22 protein-coding genes are annotated in these 26461 nt (G+C 51.6%); 15 read left to right on the top strand and 7 right to left on the bottom strand.

Translation table 11 applies throughout. The annotated features are described in order from the left end of the window. Positions 1 to 217: 217 nt before the first annotated feature. On the bottom strand, positions 218 to 4243 hold the full coding sequence (locus tag FHS19_RS14160) for a glycosylhydrolase-like jelly roll fold domain-containing protein (protein ID WP_183582422.1): 4026 nt from the start codon (positions 4241 to 4243) through the stop codon (positions 218 to 220). Positions 4244 to 4385: 142 nt separating this feature from the next. On the opposite strand from FHS19_RS14160, the gene FHS19_RS14165 reads away from it, so the two are divergent. From FHS19_RS14165 to FHS19_RS14195, 7 genes are all read left to right on the top strand, one after another. Further along, positions 4386 to 5297 carry an AraC family transcriptional regulator gene (locus tag FHS19_RS14165; protein WP_183582423.1) on the top strand — a complete coding sequence of 304 codons (912 nt, stop codon included), beginning with the start codon at positions 4386 to 4388 and terminating at the stop codon, positions 5295 to 5297. Between the two features lie 215 nt (positions 5298 to 5512). Next, complete coding sequence (locus tag FHS19_RS14170) at positions 5513 to 7186, top strand: response regulator transcription factor (protein ID WP_183582424.1); 1674 nt, start codon at positions 5513 to 5515, stop codon at positions 7184 to 7186. 11 nt (positions 7187 to 7197) lie between these two features. Next, positions 7198 to 9000: a cache domain-containing sensor histidine kinase gene (locus FHS19_RS14175; RefSeq protein WP_183582425.1), complete on the top strand. Its 1803-nt coding sequence runs from the start codon at positions 7198 to 7200 to the stop codon at positions 8998 to 9000. A 107-nt stretch (positions 9001 to 9107) separates the two neighbouring features. After that, positions 9108 to 10772 (top strand): extracellular solute-binding protein, encoded by a 1665-nt coding sequence (locus FHS19_RS14180; RefSeq protein WP_183582426.1) that lies wholly within the window; start codon positions 9108 to 9110, stop codon positions 10770 to 10772. Between the two features lie 48 nt (positions 10773 to 10820). Further along, positions 10821 to 11735 carry an ABC transporter permease gene (locus FHS19_RS14185; protein WP_183582964.1) on the top strand — a complete coding sequence of 305 codons (915 nt, stop codon included), beginning with the start codon at positions 10821 to 10823 and terminating at the stop codon, positions 11733 to 11735. Between the two features lie 15 nt (positions 11736 to 11750). Next, positions 11751 to 12638: a carbohydrate ABC transporter permease gene (locus FHS19_RS14190; protein WP_183582427.1), complete on the top strand. Its 888-nt coding sequence runs from the start codon at positions 11751 to 11753 to the stop codon at positions 12636 to 12638. Positions 12639 to 12694: 56 nt separating this feature from the next. Beyond that, a complete protein-coding gene (locus FHS19_RS14195) occupies positions 12695 to 14197 on the top strand; it encodes an L-fucose/L-arabinose isomerase family protein (RefSeq protein ID WP_183582428.1) in 1503 nt (500 codons plus the stop codon). Positions 14198 to 14367: 170 nt separating this feature from the next. On the opposite strand, the gene FHS19_RS14200 is transcribed toward FHS19_RS14195, so the two are convergent. Then, a complete protein-coding gene (locus FHS19_RS14200) occupies positions 14368 to 15387 on the bottom strand; it encodes an alpha/beta fold hydrolase (RefSeq protein WP_183582965.1) in 1020 nt (339 codons plus the stop codon). Between the two features lie 140 nt (positions 15388 to 15527). On the opposite strand from FHS19_RS14200, the gene FHS19_RS14205 reads away from it, so the two are divergent. Next, positions 15528 to 16433 carry a LysR family transcriptional regulator gene (locus FHS19_RS14205; RefSeq protein ID WP_183582429.1) on the top strand — a complete coding sequence of 302 codons (906 nt, stop codon included), beginning with the start codon at positions 15528 to 15530 and terminating at the stop codon, positions 16431 to 16433. Between the two features lie 135 nt (positions 16434 to 16568). Here FHS19_RS14205 and FHS19_RS14210 read toward each other — a convergent pair whose 3' ends face one another. Together FHS19_RS14210 and FHS19_RS14215 are read right to left on the bottom strand one after the other, a co-directional pair. Continuing rightward, positions 16569 to 17444, bottom strand: coding sequence for an aminoglycoside phosphotransferase family protein (locus tag FHS19_RS14210; RefSeq protein WP_183582430.1), 876 nt, complete (start codon positions 17442 to 17444; stop codon positions 16569 to 16571). A gap of 190 nt (positions 17445 to 17634) precedes the next feature. Next, positions 17635 to 19098: an alkaline phosphatase family protein gene (locus tag FHS19_RS14215; protein WP_246426570.1), complete on the bottom strand. Its 1464-nt coding sequence runs from the start codon at positions 19096 to 19098 to the stop codon at positions 17635 to 17637. A gap of 124 nt (positions 19099 to 19222) precedes the next feature. Here FHS19_RS14215 and FHS19_RS14220 point away from each other — a divergent pair, with 124 nt between their 5' ends. Next, positions 19223 to 20116 carry a phosphotransferase enzyme family protein gene (locus FHS19_RS14220; RefSeq protein WP_183582431.1) on the top strand — a complete coding sequence of 298 codons (894 nt, stop codon included), beginning with the start codon at positions 19223 to 19225 and terminating at the stop codon, positions 20114 to 20116. Between the two features lie 31 nt (positions 20117 to 20147). Here the strand turns inward: FHS19_RS14220 and FHS19_RS14225 are convergent, their stop codons facing one another. Continuing rightward, on the bottom strand, positions 20148 to 21044 hold the full coding sequence (locus tag FHS19_RS14225) for an NmrA/HSCARG family protein (protein WP_183582432.1): 897 nt from the start codon (positions 21042 to 21044) through the stop codon (positions 20148 to 20150). A 126-nt stretch (positions 21045 to 21170) separates the two neighbouring features. Here FHS19_RS14225 and FHS19_RS14230 point away from each other — a divergent pair, with 126 nt between their 5' ends. Next, a complete protein-coding gene (locus FHS19_RS14230) occupies positions 21171 to 21503 on the top strand; it encodes a winged helix-turn-helix transcriptional regulator (protein ID WP_183582433.1) in 333 nt (110 codons plus the stop codon). A 100-nt stretch (positions 21504 to 21603) separates the two neighbouring features. Here FHS19_RS14230 and FHS19_RS35635 read toward each other — a convergent pair whose 3' ends face one another. Then, entirely contained in the window at positions 21604 to 21885 is a 282-nt protein-coding gene (locus FHS19_RS35635; protein WP_376771904.1) for a VOC family protein, read from the bottom strand. 102 nt (positions 21886 to 21987) lie between these two features. Further along, positions 21988 to 23460, bottom strand: a complete 1473-nt coding sequence (locus FHS19_RS14240; RefSeq protein WP_183582435.1) for an MFS transporter — start codon at positions 23458 to 23460, stop codon at positions 21988 to 21990. 160 nt (positions 23461 to 23620) lie between these two features. Here FHS19_RS14240 and FHS19_RS14245 point away from each other — a divergent pair, with 160 nt between their 5' ends. The 5 genes from FHS19_RS14245 (at position 23621) to FHS19_RS14265 (ending at position 26458) form a co-directional block, all read left to right on the top strand. Further along, complete coding sequence (locus FHS19_RS14245) at positions 23621 to 24451, top strand: helix-turn-helix transcriptional regulator (RefSeq protein WP_183582436.1); 831 nt, start codon at positions 23621 to 23623, stop codon at positions 24449 to 24451. Positions 24452 to 24628: 177 nt separating this feature from the next. Further along, positions 24629 to 24994, top strand: coding sequence for a DUF2089 domain-containing protein (locus tag FHS19_RS14250; protein WP_183582437.1), 366 nt, complete (start codon positions 24629 to 24631; stop codon positions 24992 to 24994). A gap of 13 nt (positions 24995 to 25007) precedes the next feature. Next, positions 25008 to 25442, top strand: a complete 435-nt coding sequence (locus FHS19_RS14255) for a hypothetical protein (RefSeq protein WP_183582438.1) — start codon at positions 25008 to 25010, stop codon at positions 25440 to 25442. Between the two features lie 6 nt (positions 25443 to 25448). Beyond that, positions 25449 to 25793, top strand: a complete 345-nt coding sequence (locus FHS19_RS14260) for a hypothetical protein (protein WP_183582439.1) — start codon at positions 25449 to 25451, stop codon at positions 25791 to 25793. A gap of 335 nt (positions 25794 to 26128) precedes the next feature. Continuing rightward, positions 26129 to 26458 carry a PadR family transcriptional regulator gene (locus FHS19_RS14265; RefSeq protein WP_076164694.1) on the top strand — a complete coding sequence of 110 codons (330 nt, stop codon included), beginning with the start codon at positions 26129 to 26131 and terminating at the stop codon, positions 26456 to 26458. Positions 26459 to 26461 lie beyond the last annotated feature (3 nt).

Here is a 26461-nt window from a genome sequence, read left to right on the forward strand (position 1 = left end):
TAATTTACACGCTTAGAAGCCGTTTTGGAGAGATTGTCTGCTTGGGAAACACCAAAAGAACTCGCTTATCCCACAGATGCAGATGATGTGGTAGAGCAGGTATAAAAGTCAAAGCCACTCCTAACCTAGGAGTGGCTTTCATTGTTATTGGTGAAGGACGACAGGAACAACGATTGTTACGATTTCCCGGCGAAAAGCCGCGATGGCTTTGGCGGGTTCATTTAAGGATTGTCGATCTTCCTATACGGGTTTCTGAAAGAAGCCGTACCGGACCGAAAAGCCCCGACCGCAGCTGGCCTTCCACGATGTAGTGGGTCGGACTCGCTCCATGCAAATAGTTGGCGATCGTGTTGAACACGGTGATTTCGATCCGGTTGTTCCCGACTGTCAGCAGCTCGGTCACGTCGAGCCGGTAAGGGGACCAGATACAGATCCCGGCCTGACGCTCGTTAACGCGTACCTCAGCTGTGCCTCTGACTTCGCCAAGGTCGAGAATAACCCTGCCTTTCGGCGTACGGTCCAGGTTGACAGCCGATTCATAATGAACACCGCCGGAATAGGTTTCGAGGCCCTGAGCCGTCCAGTCGCCCGGCTCCATGCGGCCGGTTCCGACACGATAGGTGACAGGACCTCGGAGTATACCGCCTCCGGTTTTGCCGCGATTCGGAATGATGCGAAGCACGGCGGTCCTCCGGACGCCCTCTGGATTCGGCAGCTTCGTGCTCTCTTCGACGATAGGGATTTCCTTCCCGTCCACCCACAGCCGGGCTTCCCCGTCCGCCGGAATGATGGCGTGCGTCGCGCCTGGCGGGAGAGTCCAGCGAAGCCATTCCACCGAACCGCTCGCTAAGCCGGCGTCTACGTCGAGCGTGACGACGGTTCCGTCCGCCGTCCGGTCTTCAATCCATTCGGCCCCCGGAAGCGGATGCGGCCTGCGCCAAAGCTCGTGGTAGGCCGGTTCCTGGATAGACAGGTCATTGATTTTCCAATCCAGCCAGAGGTCCGCTTGCTGTGGGCTATGAGCCTCTCGGCACACGGTCCAATCGGTTCCCGATGGGAAGGTGACCGTTCGCCCGTCCTCCGCTTCGGCGATGCCGTCGATCAGGATGCCGGCGGCCTTGCCGATGTCCTCCATGACCACCTCGATTGTATTCTCACCTTGCCGGAAGCATGACACCGGATAAGGCAGAACCCGTCTGCCCTTAGCGTACGGATCGAAGCCGCCCTGCCTTCCGACGGTCGTTCCGTTGACTCTTATGCTTGCGGTGCCGTCCGCCGCCATCTGGATCGTCCCCCTCACCGGAGGGAAAGGAAGATGAACCTTGCCGGTGAAAGTGACCCGATCGTCCTTGACATAAGGGGCAGGCACTTGCAGCCATTCCGGCCGCGCGAAATTGTCCCTGCTGCGAACGAATGACCAATAGGCGCGCAGCTCCTGCTTGGTTCTCGCGGTCAGCCTGAATTCGAGCGCGTTGAGCCCTTCGCGAAGACGGACAGGGAAATAGGCAAGATAACCCCGGTCAGTTGACTCGGCCTCCTGGCCGTTCACCCAGATCCGCTTGTCAGCGCCGGCACCAACCGCCAGAAGGAGCGTCTGCTCTTCATCGGACCAGGCGGCGGTCCGCACCTGCACCGCCTCGCCGGCCTCGACGGTACCGAAAGCGAGAAATTCGCTTGGTACGTGCGCCTTCGGACCTAGCGTGCGAACGTGAATGCGATCATGGGCAATGCCCCGCGTAAGGGAATATTCCGCAGCCTTCCACTTCACTTCGCGGCTTGCCGGAGCACTCATGTCCGAATGGGGCGCAGGTAATTCATGCTCAGCCGCGGGACCCGTCCACTGTCCGTAAACGCCGAACGTTGCCTGAACCCCTGTCCAGCCGTTGTCACCGTTTTCACACTGCCAACCGGCCGTAATGCCGTCGATTCCGGGCGATTCCTTGCGATGCCCGAAATACCAGGTGGACACGGGAGGAGACCCTGGAGAATTCGGCTTGTCAAAATCTCCGAACCGGTTATCCAGCGTCGGTACGAGCTTGGTCTTCCATCGACCGCTGATTTCCGCGAGAACGCCTTGGTGAAGGGGTGACGAGTCAGCCGGTTTCTCTTCCGATCTCAAGGGTTTCGAACGTTCATCCGTCCTTTTCCATACCAGTACGGAAGCGGGTCCCTGATCGAACGGCACGGTGATCACACTGCGGCCTTCGGCGTCCTGCGATACGGCGGCGGGACGACGCTCACCGGAGAGGGGATCCCAAAGCTCGGCATCCCGCACTTTTTCCCGTACAGTAATCGAGGTTTCACGAACGTAACGGTCTGGAGAAAAGCTGTAATCGGGATGCTGCCATACGGTAAACGGACCATGTTCCGTCGCCATCGGAAATAGCGAAGGCACGAACAAGAGATCATAATCGTCTACGCGCCGGTGAAGGGTCGGCACGGCCGCTTCGATTTCTTTCGGCAACCCCGACAGCGCGTCCGGCAGCGCTTCGGCGGAAGCGATGAAACGCGCTTGCCCGCGATCGAATAAACCCTTAAGCTTAACCGTCCATTCGCCTCCGGTAGACGGTGGCCCGGGAATCGTTCCTACCGCGATCAGCAGGCCGCCGTTTTCAGCGAAACGGACCAGAATCTCCGCTGTCCGTTCCCGGACGACGGAGCAGGCCGGAAGCACGACGGCTCGATAGCTCTCGTCTCGGATCAGCAGTCTGCCGTCCCTGACGACCGCCTCGGTGACCGCTTCGTCACTGAGCACGTCGAAATCCCTGCCATCTCCGTCAAGAACGCCGGTCTTGGGCATGTTCCAATACATTTTGCCGACCAGGGCGCGGTAGCAATCTCTAGCGAGCAAAGTCGGCTCGAGCGGCCCCTGCAGGGTGTGATGCGCCTGAACCGTCGCCGTCGGGAACAAGACGCCGATATCGCATACGTGGCTGCCTCGGGTCAGCAAGTAGCAGAGCCGGCTCACAGCGTCAGCGAACCGGGAATAATGCCGCCAATAGGGCTGCCGCCAGCAGGTCGACGGCGGAGCCCATTCATACCAGCCTCCCCGCGTGCTGTAATAAGCAGCATGCGGGTTATACAGGTTGCCGCCTGCGCGGATCCACGGAATCAGCCAATCGTAGGTTTCCTCCAAGGTTCCGCCCCATCCGCTGCTGTGGAACACTTCGATCCATACCCGTTCGCGGCCATTCAGATGTGCGAGCGAGCTGTGGATTTTGGTTTCGCCGTGATGGTCGCTGCCCGGGGCGCCGTACCAACGGTGCGTCCGCAAGTAATCGGCATAGCTGCGTACACCTCCCGGAGCGTCTCCTTCCCTTGCAGGACCCTGCTGGTCAAATCCACAGATGAGTCCGTTTCGCACGTGCCATTCGTAGAAAGGAATAAAAAATGCTTCTTCAGCCAGCTCCGCGCGCACTTCCTGATAGTCCATGCGGACCTGCTGCGCCTCGCTATGCTCGCCCTCCCACAAATAAGAGGCGTACTCGAGTAAGTCGTAACCCTTCCGCGCGGCAAAAGCTTCGGCGAATTCCGCACTCCAGGCGGGCACATTCGGCAGCTCATCCTGGAACGAGCCGACGATCACGCGGCCGAACCACTTGCCAAGGCGCCGCTCGAATTCTTTGTGCACCATGCCGAGCAATCGGTCGCAAGCCTCGGCTGAAAAATAATCGAAATTGCGCTGGACCGTATAGATCAACCGCAGCCGATGCGGTGTGGAACATTCGATGGAGGCACGCCGATCTTCGACGGGGACAGACTCGAACGGTCCCGTCGTCCGGCCATCCTCATCGATTGCTGCGGCCGTTGCCGTCAGCGGTGTGCCGCCTGAAGGGCAATGCGCTTCCAGCAGGCCCGTTCCTTCCGTTACGAGGCACTCGAGATGCTGCCCGGCATAACCGGCGTTTTCCCGTACCAGTTCACCCTGAAGATTGGCGCCGGAGAAACCGATTTGGTCGTAAAACCAGATCCGCATACCGATCTCGTCGGCATACGCGCAGACGCCATCGAAGATATCCCACCATTCCTCCGATAGAAATCGGGGCCGGTCGGCATCCGAGCCATACATCGGGCCGGTCGGCGCCAGATTCAGGACGACCAGATTGTAGACGCCGCCCTCCTTGAACAGGTCCATCTGCCAGCGCAGTCTGTCCAATTCCAGCCGATCGCCGCTCCACCACCATATCGGCGCGGGGGAATAGTCTTTGGGCGGGGTCCGGAACTGTTCTGCGATTTTGTCCATGCTTCTTCAAGCCTCCTTCGATCATTCGGTTGCAGGAACCATTTTACAGACAAAGACCGGCCTGAAAAATGGAGAAGGGGAGGTTTTTTTGTAATCCCGTCGAATGGATACGTCGAATGATACGCAGGTGGGAGGAGTTTATATGTATTCGGTACTATCCGTACACGATCGGAATTTATCTCCGTATATCCGGTATGCACACGAACTGGACTTATACAAAGGGTATTTGCTGCTCGACCGAATCATTTACGATCATGAATTCGTTTTTGGCATTTCCGGTCAGGCTTTCGTAACGATGGGAGGCAGGACGCACGTCATCCGGCCAGGCGATCTGCTCCTCATCAAGCCGCATGTTCCTCATACGATGAAGGTGGTTGATGAAAAGCCATTCCGCAGCGTCTGTGTGCATTTTGATTGGACGGATTTGGGGCCGACTTCGGACTTTTCCCCGATCGGGGTGTATCTCAATGTCAAACAAGCATCTGTAAGCAAGGCAGCGGCCAAGAAGCTCGAAGACCGGCCGGCGGATGAGTTCGCCGAATTCGCTTGGCCGGCGCTCCTCACGGTGAGCGAGTCTTCGTCGTTCCTGGTTTCCTTTCGCGAGGTCGTCAAGCATTTCCGCGATGCCCGGCTCGGCTCGAAGCTTCACATGAAGGCGGCCTTCCTGAGAATCGTCGCCATGGCTGCCGAAGAATTAACGACCGACGAGGGAATTCCAAAGGGTTATCCACACGCGGATCTCATCCGGGAGGCGATGCAGACGATCCGGCAGCGATATCGCGAGCCGATTGCCTATGATGAATTGGCAGCCCCGCGCGGACTGTCGCCGAAGTACTTCGGCAAGCTGTTCAAGGGGGCGACCGGCCGCACGATCACGGAGTATTTGCTCGACGTCCGCATGGAACGGGCCAAAGAGATGCTTACCACGACGACCTCTCCACTTAAGGAGATTGCCGCCGCGGTGGGCATTGACGACGTGTACTATTTCAGCAAGCTGTTTAAGCGGATGGAAGGTATGCCGCCAGGCCAATATCGGAATTCGATGCGCCGTTAGCGGCATAAAAGCGGCTTGCCGGGAGTGATCAGAACGAAAAGATGTTTTCAGTGTGGCAGTGGATGTGTTACCATGCAATAACCAAATAACTACGCTTGACAACCGAATGGGAGAAAGTGGCGGGACCGTCCATACATGGCGGTAACGGCCGGGACGGGCCGTCAGAATAATCTCTACATACCGCCTGCGAAACAACGATACGAGGTGAGTGGAGTATGTATAATCTTCTGATCGTTGACGACGAGCCGAGGATCGTCAATGGCCTCTATGAGCAATTCTTGGATTGGAAACAGGAGGAACTGAGCGTTTATCGGGCGCTCTCCGCGGTGGAAGCGATGCGGATCTTGAGCGTAACGAAGATCGACATCGTTCTCAGCGACATCCATATGCCGGGAATGAACGGCATTGAGCTGCAGAAGCAAATTCTCCGTCTCTGGCCCCGGTGCAAGGTGATTTTCCTGTCCGGCTTCAGCGATTTCGAATACGTCCAGTCCGCTTTGCGCGACGGCGGGCTGGATTACATTCTCAAACTCGAAGGTGACGATCAGATATTCGCCGCTGTCGGCAAGGCCATCGGACGTCTGAGGGAAGAGAGGATGTCCGAGCAGCTGCTTCAAAAAGCGAAGCAGCAGTACGAGGCGGCGATACCTATGCTGCAAAAGGATTTCTTAATCTCCCTGCTGCAAGGAGAGCTCTCGGGATGCTCCGTCAGGCAGGATCGGTTGGACGAGCTGCGCATCCCGCTATCGGCGCAGCAGAGTGTGCTGTTGTCAATTTGCCGGGTCGATCGCTGGCCCGAAAACATACGACCGACGGACCGTTCGCTTCTGATGTATGCGATCGGCAATATCGCAAGCGAATATTTCAGCCAAGTAACGGTTGTGTCGTGTTCGATGTCGGCCTCCCACCTCGCGATTCTTGTTCAGCCTGCCGAAAACGGCAGCGACGGGAAGTCAGACGCCGATTGGGGGACCTGCTTGTCTTTCGTGCATGGGACATCTTCCGACATTCAGGATACCTGCAAAACGATGCTGAAGCTCCCGGTGTCGATCGCCCTGAGCGGCGTGCCATGCGCCTGGACATCAGCGGCAGTTCAGTATTTGCGCTTGGAGCAGCTGCTCCACAACGGATTCGGACACGGTCACGAGATGCTGTTGTCCGACCGGAACCTGAGGGAGGCGACCGATCCTTCGTCCGTGCCTGCCAAACAGTATTTGGCGCTTCGCTTGAAGGCGGTCAATCAGCTGGAGCCGCTTTTAATGGGGGGGCGGAGTAAGGAATTTTTCGTATTGTTCGACGAGATCGAGAAGACCGCGCGCATGCTCCAGAATGAGCCTTCGATGCGCCTTTTTCTCATTCAGCTCGAATACTCCCTCGCCTCACTGTTCGTATCCTATTTGAATCAATGGGGGCTCCTCGAGACCTTCTCGTCCACTATCGATTTAGGCCCGCTTCTGCATCATACCGAATTTCCTTCATGGATAGAGGCGTTTGCCTACTACCGCAAACTGTCCGAACTTTTGTTTGCTCATCGGACGGACGAGCAGATCGACCGGACTGAGAAAATGCTGGCTTCGCTCAATCATTATATCGAGCAGCATCTCGCGGAGGATCTCTCGCTGGAGAAGCTCGCCGACCGCGTTTACTTGCACCCGACTTATTTATCCCGCCTCTACAAACAGATTTCAGGCATCCGTCTCTCCGATTACATCAAAGAAGCACGTCTTAAAAAAGCGGCGGAACTGCTTGCGATTCCAACCCTGAAAATTCAGGAAGTCGCAACCCGCGTCGGCTTCGAATCAGCGCATTATTTCGCCAAAGTGTTCAAAAAAAATATGCATATGACGCCGCAGGAATATAGGTCCAGCTGCTTAAACGGCAATGACTGAGGGGGATGCTTATGCACTGGTGGAACCGACTGAACCGCATTTATCCGAAATTGCTTGTCTCGTTCATCATCATCGTCGCGCCGATGTACTATCTCAGCCTGAAAATGAATGAATACGGCGAGAAAAATGTGCGGAAAAAAACAGAACATTCCATTTCCTCCCGCGTTAACTTCTACATCCGCTTGCTGGAAAACGACTTTACCCGGTACATCGCCATGCAAGAGGAATACGTGAACGACCGTACACTGCGGAAGCTGATCTACACGGAACCGATCATGAGTGAGGTCGAACGTTACGAAGTGATTGACGAGATTCACAATCAGCTCAGCAGGACGGTCCACACGAGCCCTTATATCCGCGGCGCGGGTATTTATTTGCCCTCCACAAATAAGTGGATCTCTGATTCGGAAGCGGCCATCTATGCCGACATCCCGAAGGAGCAGTATAACGCGATGAAGTCGATTAAGGATCGCTTCGAGAATCCGTTCGTCTACTGGCAGAACCGCTTGTTCCTCAGCTTCGTGTATACGAAAATGGTGCCGGTAGATCATCGGGAACCGATCTTCGTGGTCGGTGTGGAACTCGATCTGCCGCAATTGAAGCGGGTGCTCGACAGCTTTACCATTGGCGGAAGCGGAGGGTCGATGATTATCGACCCGTACGGCAACTGGGCGATTTCTGGGGATACGAGCAAGGTCTCCTGGCCGGAGATCAAAGAAGCGATTGGAGGTATCCCTCCGGATACCGATGAGTTCCTGAAAGAATTCCGGATCGGTGGAGAGACTTATTGGATTTCGGCCCAGAAGTCCCGGTCTCTAGGGATCACGCTGCTGTCGTACATGCCCGAAACGGAAATCATCGGTTCCCTATCGCTCTACCGCGTCTGGTATTGGGTGCTGTCCAGCCTCTCGCTGCTGCTGGTCGCATTATTCGCGTACTGGATATACCTGCAAATCCATAAGCCGATGCGGTCGCTGCTGCGTGCCTTCCATAAATTGGAGCACGGCAATTGGAGGGTCGCGCTCGCTCCCAAACGTCAGGATGAATTTGGCTATTTGTTCATTCAATTCAATACCATGGTCGTGAAGATCAACGAACTGATTCAGGAAGTCTACGAGCAGCAATATCGAACCAACTTGTCCGAATTGCGGCAGCTTCAATCGCAGATCAACCCGCATTTCCTGTATAACAGTTTTTTTATCCTGTACCGGATGGCCAAAGACGAAGAGAACGAAAGCATCGCCAGGTTTACGTCGTACCTCGGACGATATTTTCAGTTCATTACACGGAGCCACAAGAACACGGTCCGGCTAGCGGAAGAGGTGGACTTTTCGCGTGCGTACGTCGAAATCCAATCGTTCCGGTTTGAGGAACGGATCGCGGTCCGATTCGAGGAATTGCCGGTCGCCTATGCCGACCTGGAAGTGCCGAAGCTGATCTTGCAGCCTCTGATCGAGAATGCATATCAGCATGGGCTGCGCGATACGATCGAAGGCGGTCTGCTTGAGGTACGCTTCGAGGTCTGCGGCGATTCGCTAGTCATTGCGGTAGAAGACAATGGCGAAACCATCTCAGCGGACAATTACGATGAGTTGAGCCGCAAGCTGCAAACGACCGGATGGGTGGATGGCGAAACGACCGGCCTGGTCAATGTTCACCGCAGAATGAGACTGGAGTTCGGAGATCACGGCTGGGTGACGTTCCTCCGCATCCCCGGGGGAGGCAATCGGGTTTTGCTGCATATCCCGATCAATGCGAATACCGTATCTTATGTCTCCGACGAAAGCGCCCGCTCGGAAAAAGCAACAAGTTGACAGATTGCCACATATCGCAAAATCTTCCCCTAGATGCTGCGGTCGTGGTCGGCTACGCTTAAATCGAGTGTAAAACGCTTTCAAAATGCGGAGAGGATGATGGTTTTTTGAAACGTCGGAATATGAGAACTTTGCTGATGGCAAGTGCTTGTGTCATTCTAGCCTTGACCTCTGCCTGCTCGGGTAATTCCGGGGAAGCAGGCAGCCCGTCCGATCGTACAGGTGCGTCTAACGAAACGAAGGTGCCGAACAACGTCGATCCTGCAGGAAAATATGAGCCCCCGATCACCGTTACGATGGCCCGAGACATGCCGGACAATTTGACCTTCCCGAGCGGGGATTCCATTGAGAACAATATCTTTACCCGCTCTTACCGGGATGAGCTGGGGATTAACCTCAAGTACGACTGGATCACGGATTCGACGCAATATAACGAGAAGCTGAATATCGCTATTACCTCAGGCGAGCTCCCGGATATTTTCAACGTTTCGCCTGTTCAGCTGAAGGAGCTGGCGGAAGCCGACCAGTTGGCGGACTTAACGGAGGTTTACGAGAAATACGCATCGCCCTTGGCAGCGGAAAAATTCAAGGAAGATGGCGGCATCGGCTTGAAATCCGCGACCTTTGACGGCAAATTGATGGCTTTGCCTTATGTTACGGCGGCGATCGACGGGGCTACGATGCTGTGGGTCCGCAAAGACTGGCTCGACAATCTGAAGCTGCCGGAGCCGAAAACGATCGACGACGTGGTTGAGATTGCAAGAGCGTTTGCAACGAAGGATCCGGATGGCAACAACAAGAACGATACGATCGGACTGGCGACCGGGCAAAAGATATTCGGCGGCGGGGGCGGCTTGCTCGGATTTTTCAACGGGTTCCATGTCTACCCTAATGCGTGGATTCCGGAAGGAGAGGGCGGACCATTGGTTAACGGCCTGATCCAGCCGGAAACGAAACAGGCGCTGGCCAAGCTGCAGGAGATGTACAAAGAAGGGCTGATCGACAGTGAGTTTACGACCAAAACGGGAGTCGGTCCGGACGTCATCGCGGGCAAAGTCGGCATGTTCTACGGTACGATGTCGAATCCGCTGAACCCGCTGCTGCAAAGCAAGGAGAAGAACCCGAAGGCCGAATGGCAGTACTATCCGATCGCGTCTGTCGATGACAAGCCGGCCAAGCCGCAAATTTCCTACACACCTCCGACCTACTATGTCGTAAATAAAAATGCAGAGAACCCCGAGGCGCTCATGAAGCTGATGAACTTCTTCATCGAGAAAAATTTTGGTGAAACCGCCGACTACACCTATATGTACGACGGGCCACACCGTACGCACCAATATGCCCCCGTGCGAAACTTCGGGGTCACGAAGAACGTGGACAACTGGAGGCTTATCAAAGAAGTAACCGCGTCTGGTGACGTCAGCAAGCTGAACCCGGAGCAGAAAGGGTACTATGACGATATTAAAAAATTTGAGGGCGGAGATCTGTCGAAGTGGAGCATTGCCGACATTTTCGGTCAGGAAGGGTCCTTGTCGCTCATAGACAAGTACGTATCCAATGACATGATGCTCGTTGACGGCTTCTACGGTTTACCGACGGCCAACATGGTGGAGAAGAACGGGCCGCTGAACGACATGGCACTCGAGACGTTCACCAAAATCATTCTCGGCGATTCGCTCGACAACTTCGATAAATTTGTAGCCAACTGGAACAAGCTCGGAGGAGAAGCGATCACCAAAGATGTCAACGAGTGGGCCGCGACACAGAAATAAGTCCGATGGGAGCGATGAAGCTTGAAACCTGCATCCGGTGCAAGTCGAATGACCCTGCGGCCTTCTTCGGCAAGATCTATGTATGCACAATGGCCTTTATACGCGATGATCGTTCCTGGAGCCATCCTGCTGATCATTTATCATTACTTGCCGATGCTGGGTTTTGTGATGGCCTTTCAAAATTTTAAACCGACCTTGGGATTTTTCGATTCGAAATGGGTGGGGCTTGATAATTTCGTCTACATCATGAATCTGCCGAATATCTACCAGGTTATCTGGAATACCTTTTATATTTCCATCATGAAGGTGGTTGCCGGGCAGGTATTTCCGATCCTTGTCGCGCTGCTGCTGAACGAGATCCGGATCAATATCGTCAAACGAAGCATTCAGACACTTATTTATTTACCGCATTTCTTATCCTGGATCATTCTGGGGGGGATATTGATTGAAATTCTGTCCCCTTCCAGAGGGATTGTCAATCAAATCATTCAAGCGTTCGGATACAATCCGGTGTTCTTCTTAGGAAATGCGGACATCTTCCCATACGTTCTCGTCGTTTCCGACCTATGGAAGGAATTCGGCTTCAGCACAATCGTCTATTTGGCGGCGCTTACAAGCATCAATCCGCACTTGTACGAAGCTGCGGTCGTTGACGGTGCGTCCCGGATGCGCCAGATCTGGCATATCACGCTGCCCGGCATGACGCCCGTGATTGTGCTCGTGGCTACACTGAGCCTGGGGAACATTTTGAGCGCAGGTTTCGATCAGGTGTTCAACTTGTACAACTCGTCCGTCTATGAGACCGGGGATATTATCGATACGCTCGTATACCGGATGGGGATTGAGCAAGTGAAGTATTCGCTCGCTACGGCAATCGGGTTGTTCAAATCGGTGATCGGATTCCTCCTCATTGCCATCTCTTATTCTCTGGCTTATCGGTTCGCTAACTACAGAATATTCTAGGAGGGAGGAATCCACTTGGTCCATGACTCCTCATGGTCGAATAAGCTTTTCCAAGTCTGCAATTACTCGTTCCTAATTCTGCTGTCGCTGCTTTGCGTCGTTCCACTCGTTCATGTGCTGGCAATGTCCTTCAGCTCGAGCACGGAGGTCGAGGCCGGGCTTGTCGGGCTGTGGCCGGTGGATTTTACGACGGATGCCTATGCATTCGTATTACGGAAATCGGAATTTTTGGATTCCATCCTGGTTACGCTGGAGCGTCTCGCGATCGGGGTTCCGCTAAATCTCCTGCTGGTCACACTGCTCGCTTATCCGCTTTCCAAAGAGGTTAAGGTATTTCCGCTTCGCACCTATTTCGCCTGGTTCGTTGTGTTTACGATGCTGTTCAATGGCGGCTTGATCCCGACCTATATGGTGGTCAAGGAAACGAAACTTCTGGATTCGATCTGGTCGCTCATCCTTCCAGGAGCGATTCCGGTGTTCCATGTCGTGCTGCTGCTCAATTTTTTCCGCGGCATACCGAAAGAGCTGGAAGAAGCGGCCCACATGGATGGAGCCGGTCATTGGGTGACGCTGTTCCGAATTTATCTTCCACTGTCCGCACCCGTCTTTGCAACAATTGGGCTTTTCGCGATGGTCGGTCACTGGAATGCCTGGTTCGACGGGATGATATATATGAATCATCCGGATCACTATCCGCTGCAAACGTACCTGCGGACCATTATCATCGATCAGGATCTTACCGTACTGGGGGCGGAAGACGCCATCCGGCAGTTCGAAAACATCAATCCGCGCACGACCCGGGCCGCCCAAGTGTTTCTAGGCTCTCTCCCGGTTCTGCTGGCGTACCCGTTCCTGCAAAAGTATTTTATGAAGGGCATCGTGCTCGGCAGCGTCAAAGGGTAATCCCGAACGATTCTCATTAAAAATGATCGTTCTATGTAGAAAGGAGAAGTAGCCATATGTCCTTGCTGCCGCCTGTCAAACCGTCCCGCAAAGCTCGTATCGGTTTGTATTCCGTGGGGCTAGCCGCATACTGGGAGCAATTCCCCGGACTTCGCGAGAGGCTTACAGATTACGGCCGTTTCATTGAAAACAAGATTACCGCTTGGGCGGACGTGTTCAACTACGGCTTGGTTGATACGGAAGACGAAGGCCGCCGGGCAGGCGATTGGCTGAACCGCCAGGACGTCGATCTTGTCTTTTGTCATGCGGCGACGTATTCGACCAGCTCGACGGTGCTCCCCGTCCATCAAATCAACAAAGCTCCTGTCGTCTTTCTGAACCTGCAGCCGACCGACCGCATCAACTATGAGAAAACGACAACTGGGGAATGGCTTGCGCACTGTGGAGCATGTCCGATCCCCGAATTTGCGAACGCGTTCAATCGTGCAGGTATCCCGTTTCGAGTCGTTAACGGTTTGCTCGGGCTCGATAAGACACCCGCGATTTCCTTGACGAACGAGGTAACGTATGAGCGCGAGGAAGCGAAACGAGCTTGGGAGGAAATCCGGGAATGGTCGCGGGCTGCCTCAGTCCCGAGGACACTGAGATACAGCCGTTTCGGATTCCTCGGCAATACGTACAGCGGCATGCTCGATATGTATAGCGACTTCACCATGATCCAGGCCCAGACGGGGCTGCATGTGGAAGTGCTCGAGATGTGCGATCTCGACAGCAGGCTTCGTGAGGTAACGCCTGCAGAGGTGAGGCGTAAGCTGGAGGAAGTTAAGGAAGTATTCGAGATCAGCGGCGATTCGCCCTCCGATCCGATTGCGCGCAGGCCTTCCGACGAGCAGCTTGATTGGTCCTGCCGCGTAGCTGTTGCCCAAGAGAAGCTTGCCTTGGATTACGACCTGGATGCCTTGTCCTATTACTATCACGGGTCGCCGGGCGGCGATTATGAGAAACTTCAAGGCGGATTCATCGTCGGCCATTCCCTGCTCACGGCCCGCGGCATTCCTTGTTCGGGAGAAGGGGATCTGAAGACGGCGGTCGCCATGAAAATCTGCGATATATTAGGGACCGGCGGGAGCTTCTCCGAGATCGTTGTAACCGACTATGTCGATGGAACAATCCTGCTCGGCCACGACGGCCCGTTCCACATCGCGATTGCCGAAGGAAAACCGGTGTTGAGAGGGATGGGTCTATACCACGGCAAGCAGGGAACGGGCGTCTCGGTCGAAGCCAAAGTCGCTGCTGGTCCCGTCACCACTTTAAACGTCACCCAGACGGGCGACGGCAAGCTCAAGCTGATCAGCAGCGAAGGCGAGTCCACGAACGGTCCGATCATGAGGATCGGCAACACCCAGACCCCCGTTCGTTTTCATGAGCGACCCGATGCCTACATGACGAGATGGTTCGCGGAAGCGCCCACGCATCATTGTGCGCTTTCCGTCGGTCACCATGCGAAGCTTTTCGAGAAGGTAGGGCAGCTGCTGGGCGTGAAGCATGTCACTTTGTGACCTGCCAAATGAAGCAGCAATGCCCCATACACACTTCATAGCCGCATTGTTGCGGCTTTTTTGTTTTAACAAATACATCCTTGACCTGGCGTAGAACAAGTACAAATATCGTTCGCCGAAATTGTCTAAGCGTGTACAATCACAAAATAATGAGGCCGACCAGACATCTATTATTCATTTGTACGAATCGCCAACAGGCGTTTCAGGTTGTCATCAATAAATTGATTATCGGCAGGGTTGATACCGCGGCCGGCAAAATGTCCCCAGATCGACTCGATCGGATGAAATACAGCATGTGGCATAAGTTTAGCCTCATATTCACTATCGTCCGCCGGGCAGAAGAGATCCGTGCTCCCTGGCATGACGCAGGCCTGCGCGTTAATGCTGCCCAGCGCCTTCTCGAAATCCCCGTTATAGGTGGGGTTTGCGCTGATATCTGCATGTTGGCCAGTCCATAGCATAGCCAGGACGTTGTGCGGATCCATCTTCATAAAGCTATCTTCCCAGACGCCGGTCATAAAATCTGCCAATGAGCCAAATCCCATCTCACGATAGATTTCCTCTCGGTAAAAGGCCTGAGATACGCCCCATCCCGCATAGACACGGCCAACGGCGCGCATGTCAGCAGAAGTCAACCGGTCAAGTTTACTGGAATCGAATCGGACTGCAGCCAGGAGCGCAGCTTTCATTCCATCCAGGACGACGTAGGTTTGGGGCCATGTCTTGGCAACTCCGGCGAAAGGCGCGATTCGTTCCACCATGTCGGGGTAGCTTGCCCCCCATTGGAAGGCTTGAATGCCTCCCATGGACCAACCGACGACGAGGGCGATCTTCTGAATGCCGAATTTTTCGGTCACCAGCCGATGCTGGAATTTAACGTTGTCATGGATAGTGACCTGCGGAAAATTCGCCCGGTCGAAAGGAGGAGGCGTATTACTGGGAGAAGAAGATAATCCGTTGCCCAGCAAATTGGGAACGATAATGAAATATTTTCGCGGATCCAGTGCCATGCCGCTACCGATCAGCCATTCATTTTGAACATGCTGGTCTCCAAACGCCGTTGGATAGACGATGACATTATCTTTCTTTTCATTCAATTTTCCATAAGTCTTATAAGCAAGAAAAGCGCCCGGTAACGTCACTCCCGATTGCAAGGCTGCGTCACCCAAATCAAAAATCTCATAATCCAACATATATCGTTTGCTCCTTTCAAAATGAAACCAATAGATTGTAGTTCTTGTTGTCAGTATAGTTCTGTGTTACTCTCAATAAAAGTGAATAGAATTCAAAGCTGCATTCAATATTATTGAAAATGAAAGGGGAGCGTGTGATGGAATTGCGCCAGTTGAATACGTTCCGTACGGTTGCATCCACATTAAATTTCAGCCGGGCTGCGGAAGTGCTAAACTACGTCCCCTCCAACGTCACGATGCAAATGAAAGCATTGGAGGATGAGCTCGGGGTTCGTCTCTTTGACCGCTTGGGCAAGCAGCTTGTTCTCACGACTGCGGGAAAACGCTTTTTAACTCATATCCAAGACGTACTGGACAAATTGGACGAAGCTCGCAGCGTGGTTTATGACAATGATGATCTTACCGGCACCCTAACGATCAGTGCCAATGAGGTGATTTGCGTCTATCGGCTCCCGGCTGTCTTTCAACGTTTTCGCTCGCAGCACCCGGGAGTCCGTCTGATCTTCCGCTCCGTTCCCAATCTAGAGCTCAAGCAAGCACTATTTGAGGGAACTGCCGACGTCGTCTTTATGTTGGACGAGCCCATCCGCTCGAGCGGACTTGCCGTGGAACCGTTGGTGGAAGAGACTTTCCGCCTTTTCGCTGCTCCCGACCATCCCCTCGCTAATAGAAACCTGCTGCAGCTGGAAGATTTTCACGGAGAAGTGTTCCTGACGAATGAAAAGGGTTGTCCCTATCGAACCATGTTTGACCGGTCATTTGAGAGAGAGGGTATAGATAGTATTACGTATTTAGAGTTTCAAAGTGCTGAAGCCATTAAACAATGCGCCATTTCGGGAATCGGTATTGCCTTCCTTCCTGAAATCGTAACGGAAGCTGAAGTTGAACGGGGCGAACTTGTTGCTCTTCCATGGCAAATCCCGGATCTGTACGTGTATACCCAGATGTCATGGCATAAAGACAAGTGGCTTTCACCAATCATAGACTCTTTTATAGGAACAGCACGGGAAATACTTGCGAATTCTCCCGTTCATGCCGTGTAGTTCGCGGAACCATTTATTTAACAAAAAACAAGTTCTCGTCTTTTTCGAAAGACAAGAACTTGTATGGTTAAGATTCATCGTGGGGGGTAACATGTGGATAGAAGGGGTATGGCTTAAGACATAAAGGTTTAATCCCTATGGCCGCTTGTAGTCTTGGATAATGGTATCCACCACATGCTGTCCCCAGTCCGAAGCTTCCGAGCCCTTTACATTCCATTCATAGGTGATGAGCCCTTTCCATAGAGCCCAGCCGCGAGCGCGGTGAATGGTGTCCTCATCAAAATCCATCCGTTTCAGGAATATGTCGCGGCTGGCGTCGTCAAAAAAGTTCCAGGCCATCACAAGGTCACTCGAAGGATCGCCTACGCCCATCGTACCGAAGTCAATGACGCCGCACAGTCGTCCATCCCTCACGAGCAAATTGCCTACGGCAACGTCACCATGCAGCCATAGCGGCTCTGATTGGTATCTTGACGCAAGGGCAAGCTCCCATATTTCCGTCAGCAGCTTGTGATCGTATTGGCCGGATAGCTTGTCGATGATCGTTCTTGTATCATCATCATAAACCGCAAGATTTCCCCCTCGATGAAAGTTCTGGACCCCTGCCGGGACGCCGCGGCTTGCGTCGATCGCCTCCAGCTCTTGTAAAAAACGGGCGAGGTCTTCGGCAAATTGGTTATGATCGGAGATGTTGTTATGCGTGACCGTGTCGCCGTCAATCCAGCGGTTAACGGACCAGGGAAGAGGATATTCGTCTGTGGGCGCTCCTTTTGCAACCGGAACCGGAATGGGGACGGAAAGAAGTGGTTTGAAAATGGGAAGCCAGGTCAGTTCTTTTTCAACAGCCGAGGCGTATCGTTCATGACTTGGTAAACGAACGGTCATTTCACTGCCCAGCTGGTAGGTACGGTTATCGTGGCCGCTTTTTTCCACAGGCTTTATCTCTAGATTCATCCATTCTGGAAATTGGCTATCGACTAATCGGCGCACCAGTTCACTATTAATCTCCATCTGCTCACCGCTTTCTAAAAAATGGTACTCAAATTATAAACCGTCCACCGACATCACCTCAAGTGTTAAGAGGCAGAGGAATATGATCGTAAAAAAACCGGGATATCCATACCCCGGCTATCGTTATTTTATATCATGTCTTGATGAAATCAATCCAATCACCTGGGGCAGAGCTCATGTTATTATCAGCTCAATCCTTTAAAAGTTGAAGAAAATAAGATTTTAAATCAACGACCCGCAGTGACTCTGGTTTATGGTCTGTACCGGCAATAATTAGAGGAACGAGCGACTCCGTCTGACTGATACCACCGTGCCCTGCGCCTCCTATATGGGTAGGTGAACTGCCGTACTTCAATTCATATCCCGGCTTTGCCGTGACGACCATGTAATCACCATGATGTGAATGTAAGGCTGCGGACAATCGGCGGAGAACATCGGGATAATGTCCATAGTCCACCGTTTGCTTTTCGTTATTGATTTGTAAATCAAGCACTTCGGGATCTTCGGTCAATGTCCATGATTGATGATAGGGATCAACCATGCCTCCTTGCGATCGATAGGCGAATTCCTTGGATGATCCTGATCGGGCGACGCGAATCCATTCATGATCTTTCCACGCCAAAATATCGATTCTCGGGTCATCCTTCAAAACGTCCGATATTTGTTCAAAAGAATATTGTGAGGTTAGCTTGTACAGATAAGCCATTCTATCATTGATAGCAAGTATAATCTCGGTTTCGTCCGTGACGACGCCTCCCTGCCGTAAAATGCGATATCCCTTCAAGGCTTGTCCTAAATCAATCACCGGTTGACGATGTTTCGGGTGGACGTGAGCCATTCCGTTATCCCCCATAATGATGATCACGGCTTTTTTCAGAGCCTCCTCCCGTGAACCAAATGCCTGCAGCAAAGTCTGCAATTGGTGATCGGTGCGGATCACGCCATCCAAATCCGACGGCCCCTTTTTATGTATTCTGGGGTCCAGATCGGGGAAATAGACATATAGAAAATGAGGCAATTTCTCGTTTTGAATGAGATGCGTCACGATTCCAAGGGAATATTCATTGTTAAAACCGAACTTTCCGATGGGGCTCACCGGCAATTTTTTCACATTTTTCAGCGGATTTGAAAAAGCTCCATAGGCCAGCATATCCGGGCCTTTGACGATGGTATTTTTAGGTAACGAGGTTGGCTTATGAAGCCAAAAAGGAAAATTCAGCTGGTGATCTGCGCTTCCCCGATAAATGAGTCCATTAACAGTCCCCGATTGTAATCCCATACGGGTTAATTCTTCAAAAATGGTCGGGACTTGCGGATTCAAGTGATCCCCGTTCATACGGATTAATGCATCCTTCAGATATTGGTTGATTCCGTTTCTGTATATTTCCCAAAATCCGCTGCCATAATTAATGATTTTCTTGTCCTGTGTAGAGTACCAGACCAGTCCCGGTACACGATGTTCATCCGGATACGTTCCCGTCAGCAAAGTGCAGTCAATCGACACGGACATCGTCGGAAATGAGGTAACGACATTCTTATAGTATTGACCGTGTTCAATCAAAAACTGAAAAGTGGGAAGTTTGTTTTGTTCGATTCCCTTATCAATCGATTGACTCATTAACGTATCGATACAAATGAAGATAATTTGCTGCAACCTATTCACCTGCCAATTTTTTCTGCAAGCCTGTTCTTAAGCCACATTATTTGCTTACCGTATTCAAAATATTCGGCAAGCTAAATGTCATGTATGATGACATCTGGTAGAAGGGGGATTGGAAGTGAGCAATAATTCGGATTCGGTGCTGCCAGTGGATAAGCTTTTTGAACAGTTTCATATCAAAGTAGCCTCTCCATTGGGAGGGAGACTCAACCAGCACTGGCTGGTGAATTATAAGAACGAGCGCCTAGTATTACGCCGCTGGCACCAAGACACTCATGTGGATGAGATCGATTATGAGGTGGATTTGCTGAAATCCATTTCTGAGCTTGGATGGCCTGTTGCAGCTGTCATTGAAGGTCCATTCGAGTTGGAGGGGCGAATCTGGGGTTTGTTCCCTTATCTATACGGTGAACCGCCATCTGTCGACAATCGGGCCGCCGAACAGCGTGCAAGGGGGCGGCTTATGGCTCAGTTTCACGCTGACCTTCGGAAGCTTAGTGGAATTGGACAGCGCAAGGATTGGCGGAGGTGTGAAGAGATTCTTTTTGACTCCGAGTTAGATCAATTGCTCTCACGAAATGAAAAGCAGCAACCTGAGGAAATATGTATTCTGCGTTGGCATTTGGAGCGTGCCCGCAAGCGGGTGGAGAAGCTGCAGCTTCATACCAGGCCGGGGATCGTCGTCCACGGAGATTTTACACCTTGGAACTTACGATTCCAGGATGGAAAGCTCTCCGGCATACTCGATTTTGAGCTTGCTCATTGGGATCATAGAGTAGGCGACTTTGCTCTCTCGTGGCGGGGAAAGTACGACGAAGTCATTTATGGTTATGATGAAGTATCCCCTCTTGAGCTTGAGGAGTGGGAGCTGATCACGCCCATGTGGTGGGCGGGGCTGATTGAGAATGCATGTAAGCACCTGAAGGCAGGCACTCGGGACGACGGCTGGATTATCAAGAAATTGCTAGAGCGTTCACCGCTAATGGGACCGGACGCCGTCCCGTTCCGTTAAATGCAGCTGTTAGACATCAAGAACATAAACTTTAACTTGTTAGGTTGGTTTGAAAAAGCACTTCGAACATCGCTTTCCCTTTCTTCTCCAGCCAAGTGTCGAAATCCATCAGACCAGGGTGAAGGCTGCGCAATGTTGGAAAATCGACTTCGTAGCCGTCCCCGTTCAACCATTCATAGATCCGGGCTAAGGTCTCGTTATGCTGACGTACCGTTTCTATAGGAATCTGGACGTAGCTAATCGGGCGACCCGTTGCACGAGTGATGGCTGCGGCAATGCTAGGCGGAGTCAGTGCGTCACCGGCGATTTCGATCGTCTTGCCCAGAAATTTGCCGGGATGTTTGAAGGCCAGCTTGACGAATGCACCAATGTCATCCACAGCAATGCAATGTACAGGCACGTCCGGGTTGGTGGCTTCTGCCAATGTCCCATGCTGAATACCATATAACGGGCTGACGTAACTTTCCATATATCCCGAAGGGCGCAAGATCGTTGCTTGAAGGCCAACCGTCTTCATGTATTGTTCAATTTCCCACTTGGCAAAATAACGAAAGCGGGACTGTACGTCAGCACCGCTATTCGATGAATAAACGAAATGCTGAATCCCGGCATCTTTCGCCGCATCGGCAGCATTTTTACCCCAACGAATTTCTTCGGCCGTTCTTGCATCGCTTGGCTCCCACGCAGGTGGTTGAACACTGAAGACCCCGTACACTCCTTGCATGGCAGCATCCAGCGATGCGCGATCTCCCATATCCCCCTGGAACAATTGAGCACCCGCCTGTGCAAGGGTATGGGCTGCCTTACTTGAAGGATCGCGGGTGAAAGCACGAACCTGCCAGCCATCCGCAAGCAGATGTGCCGCTACCGCACCCCCTTGCTGGCCTGTAGCTCCTAAAACCAAAACCGTTTTATTAAGTGTAGTCATATGCTTCCTCCTTCAAGGTAATGGAATAACTAATTAAAAGTGTAAACCATATATGATTTCTTTGTAAGGAGACACTTTGTTGAGTTATACTTACGAATAGTAAGTACATTGTGAGGAAGTGATTGCTTGAACCCAAATGATGAACAAAAATGCCTATCCGCGGTTAACGAAGCGTTACAAGTGATAGGCAGCAAATGGGCGTTCTTGGTAATCTCTCAATTGTATTATGGTCCTCAGCGCTTTAATCAGCTGCGCCGAAATTTGAGCACCATCAGCATCAAATCTTTAACCGGTATCCTGCGGCATTTAGAACATTATAAAATCGTAAATCGTCAGGTTTACCCAACAAATCCTATTAGCGTCGAGTACTCTTTAACGGAAAAAGGCAGAGAGTACAGGGCAATACTTCTTGAAATGCGCCATTGGGGAGAAAAATGGAGCTCCACCCCAAATGAATAAAAAGGTTGTCAACCATAGGTGCCTTGAAGAAGCAGGGGAGGACAGTAAAACAAAAGCCCGACCAACATGAAGTTAATCGGGCTTTTGTGCGCGGCCGGCTTTAATGATTAACTCTCAGGACAGAGTACATATGTCCATCAGGGTCAATAAACCCAAAAAAGCGGCCAATGTCTTCATTGCGGATGGGTGTAACCGGAACGCCTTTTGCACGCAGAAAGCGATAGAGCTTATCGATTTGATGAGTCTCAAGTCCGATCATAGGAACAGCTTTTCCTTCCATTCCTATTTTTCCATTGGATGACCTGTTATCAGATCGGGTAAGAATTAATCCTGGGCCGCACTCCAAAGGCAATATTCCGATTTCGTCATTCTTATATTGAATATCAAATCCGAGGAATGATTGTTACCATTCAAGCGAATACTCCAGATTTGTTACCGGGATATTTGTGAAACATATATGATTCAGCCAGCTGGCCATATGGATTCAACCCCTTTGTTCCGAAGCGCTGACAGCTTTTTTTGGTTGCCGATGCTGTCCCGCTTTCATTAAGAAGATGAGCAGGAACGCATAGATTACGGACAAGATCAGAACAAATTCCAGCGCGATGGTAAAGGCTTGTGCGTAACGGGCGTGTGCGTCAGGCAAAGCTGAAATATCTAAAGCACGATAGAAAAAGATTCCGACAAAACATACGCCGAGCGCGGTGCTGAGCTGGGTCGCCGTCGTCAAAACTCCGGAAGCCGCCCCAATATTCACCTGACGGACCTTGGACAGAATGGTTCCGATAAGCGGCGCCGCACAGGTGCCCTGCCCAACGCCAATGACGAACAAGCTCGGCCAAAGCGCATACCAAACCAAATGACCACCGTCATGATGGACAACTTCCAATGTATAACCGATGCCGCAGGCCGTAATTACGGCTCCGACTAATAGAACAGCCGGCCCGAACTTGCTCACGAGCTTTGGCGATGCCAGTGAGGCAAGGAAAAACCCGATGCCCAGCGGCAAATAGGTTAACCCCGACGTTAAAGCAGAGTAGCCGAAGCCCTGCTGCAGCATAACGGCCAACGTGAAGAACAGCGCCGATGCGATCGCATAAAAAACGAGTATAAGCGATATGCCGAGACTAAAGGAACGATCACGGAAAAGTGAAGGGGAGAGGAGCGGCGACTTTCCATTTTCAAGCATTTTGCGCTCATATATAATAAACAATGTCAAACCAACCGGGAAGCAGGCAAGCAAGATGAACGACCATACGGGCCATCCCGCCTCACGGCCTTGAACAAGAGGAAATGCGAGTGCCAGCAGGCTTGCCGTTAAAATGATGGCGCCGGCCAGATCAAGCTGTTTGGCTGAAGGGTTGCGCGACTCTTGAAGCAGCGGAAATCCGGCCAGTAACGCAGCCGCACCAATCGGGACGTTCACAAGAAACACGGAACGCCATCCCAGGCCGAACAGATTTTGGCTGATAAGATAACCTCCGAGCAGTTGCCCGGATACGGTGGCGATGCCGATGGTCGCACCATACAAACCGATAGCTTTCGCTTTTTCATTCACGGGAAAACTCACTTGGATCATGGCGAGCACTTGCGGCATCATAGCCGCCGCCGTTATACCCTGGAGCACACGAAACAGGATCAGGTACAGCGCGGAAGGAGCCGCGCCGCATAGCGCCGAAGCGACCACGAATCCTAACATCCCGGTAAGAAACAGACGCTTTCGTCCAAACATATCGCCAAGCCGGCTCCCGGTAATGAGCAGAACGGCATAAGCCAGCGTATAGCCCGCTAAAATAAACTGAATGTCCGAGGCGCTTGCCCGTAAATCGGATTGGATGGAGGGAATCGCAACGTTAACGATAAAAGAATCAAGCAATGCCATAAATGTCGCTGCTAACACCACCGCCAAAGCCCACCATCTGCGAGGATCAATGCCCTCTCCATTTGTTTTGATCATTTCAATCACCTTTCTCCATCACGTTATATCCTTATCCTAGATGAAAAAGGTTTTTTCGTAAGAATACCGTTTATACGATTATAAATAGTAATACCTCGTTTAAAATGAACGAACAAACTCATATCTTATAGTCCAATCCAGATAGATCGGAGGCAATCCAGTGGAAGCAGATGTGAAACGCCGCAAAGAGCTGGGGGCTTTCCTGAAATCGCGTCGAACGCGCATCTCCCCATCCGACCTTGGTATTCAAAGCGCGCCGCATCGCCGCGCCAAAGGGCTTCGCCGTGAAGAAGTGGCCGACATCGCCGGGGTCAGCAACATATGGTATACGTGGCTGGAGCAGGGGCGGGATGTCCGTCCTTCTGCCCAAGTGCTGGACAGTTTGGGCAAAGCTCTCCAATTGAACCGGTACGAGCTGCTGCATTTATACACACTTGCGGAGCACCGTCCGCCCGCCAAGGATTTGATGTCCGACATTCACGTTGATCGGTCTCTGCAGCGCATGCTGGATCAATTAGAACCTTTCCCCGCTTACATCAGAGGACCCCGGTGGGACACGCTCGCTTGGAACCATGCGGCTTGCGAGCTGTTTGGCGATTTTAACCGGATGAACATCCTGGAAAGAAACAGTTTGTGGCGAATGTTCGCCCGTTCCGATTACCCCGATTTGCTTCCGGATTGGCCGCATGTTGCCCAGGGCCTCTTGGCCCAATTCCGGACCAGCTACGGTCAGCACATTGGCGATCCTTCGTTCGAAGAGTTGGTGGACCTGCTTAAGAAGACGAGCGAAATGTTCAATCAATGGTGGGAAAATCATGAAGTGCTCGGTATCCCGCTGGGACTGAAAAGGTTCAATCACCCAAGGCTCGGTGAACTTGCGTTCGAACACCAGTCGCTTACGGTCGCCGATGCCCCCGACTTAAAGATGACGGTATATATCCCGGTTAAAGCGGATACTTCTTGGGATGAGGAAGGACCAGGGGAAAACTGAACGATCGTCCCTTTGGATTCGTGAAGTTTTCGGTTATAATCGATTATTGATTTTGGAATATTTATAATAATCACAAGAAAAATTAACAATATTGATTCAAATATTAAAAAAATTAATTTTTGGGATTCACAAATGGAATATGTTGTTTTATAATTCAAAAAAAGAAAGGAGTAGAGTATGAAGTATCCCATCATCACACAGTGTCCTGTATGCAACCATCCGCTTCACGCAGTCAAGCTGGAATGTGGACATTGCCGGACGACGATTGAGAATACGTTTGAATTATCAAAATTGGCTCTACTCTCACCTGAACAGCTCCATTTTGTGATCACCTTTCTAGTGAACAGGGGCAACATCAAGGAAGTAGAGAAAGAGCTCGGCATATCTTACCCGACGGTGCGCGGGAAGCTCAATGATATCATCACGGCGCTCGGATACGATACGCGAAAGAAGCAGGAAGTCGATGAGAAGAAGATCATTTCCATGCTGGAGAATGGCGAAATCACCGCGGATGAAGCGGTCAGAATGTTGAAGGATGACTAAGGAGGAAGAAACGATGAGAGAAGAAATCGGCAAAGTGCTGTCCATGATGCAGGCAGGCAAAATTGATTCTGACAAGGCATCGGAGTTGATTAATGCACTGCAGGAGAAGCAAATGGCTCATCCATCGCAAGCCGTGCAGGTACTGGGGAAACCCGCCGACTATTCGAAGAAATTGCCGTCGGGTTCCGGCCGTTATTTAGACAAAACGTTGAAAATTCAAGTAACTACAGAAGAAAACGATAATGTCCGCATCAATTTACCGATTAAACTGGTGAAGGCGGTTCTCGGAGCGGGGCACAGCATCGCATCTAATATCCCACAAGCCGCGGAATATGTGAAGAATATCGATATCAATCTGCTGATCGATGCAATCGAGAACGAGCTTGACGGGCAAATCGTTGATGTCCGTACTGGTGATGGGAATACCGTCGCGGTAGTGATTGAGTAATTGGCCATGATGACTGTAAAAGTTAAGAGCAAAGGGCACGCTTTTACGATTCCAGTCCCTTATGTCATATTGCGCATAGGAAGCGGTATTCTGACTTCCAGTTTAGTTCAGCGCAAAATGAAGGATTGGATGAACAAGTCTGACGTACATGCAGGTGGGCACTCGAGCTGGAAACATGATTTCGATTCGGACGGCAGACGATTCGAGACTGAATTGCTGTTTTCGATTCTTGAGAACGCAAACACGCAGCAAGCGATCAGGAAGCTTATCAACGAGCTGCAACGGTGCAAAGGGACAGTACTGGTCGATGTCCAGGTTCAGGACGGTACGGAAGTGTTGATTAAATTGTAGGCGAAGCTTTTAATTACAGCATCTTAGGGATGTTATAGAGAGAATAGGCCTATGCCGAATCAAAGCACGTACGAAGACAAAAGCATATATGCGTAATAGCCGCAAAGCTGCGGCTTTTTATGTTTTTCATCAATGCATATTTTTTAAAAATTGGAAAATAAAGAACATGTATTTGTTGACGAAAATAGACATGGAGCCTAATCGGTTAACCGTAATTAAATTATGTTAACTAATTACTTATTGCGCAAAAGGGATTTTAGCAAAGTATTTTAATTCATAAACTACCTTGACAGTCACAGTAGTATGTCGTATTATGCAGATATGGAGGTGATTGTATGAGTGACAACAAAATCACATCCGACCTGCTGCGAGGCCATACCGACACGATGATTTTACGACTTTTATCCGAAGCGGACCGCTACGGTTATGAAATTGTCAAACTGATTGCCGAACGTTCGGGAGGTGAGTACGAACTAAAGGAAGCCACAATGTATTCGAGCGTCCGGCGGCTTGAAGGGGACGGAGATATCGAGTGGTATTGGGGTGATGAATCGCAGGGCGGACGGCGCAAATATTTCCGAATTACCGAGAAGGGCAAGGAAACCTATGAGCGCAACAAAAGCAACTGGGAGTACGCCAAACGCGTGCTTGAAAATTTATTATAAGGA

Source organism: Paenibacillus rhizosphaerae (assembly GCF_014192015.1).
Lineage (GTDB): Bacteria > Bacillota > Bacilli > Paenibacillales > Paenibacillaceae > Paenibacillus_AQ > Paenibacillus_AQ rhizosphaerae.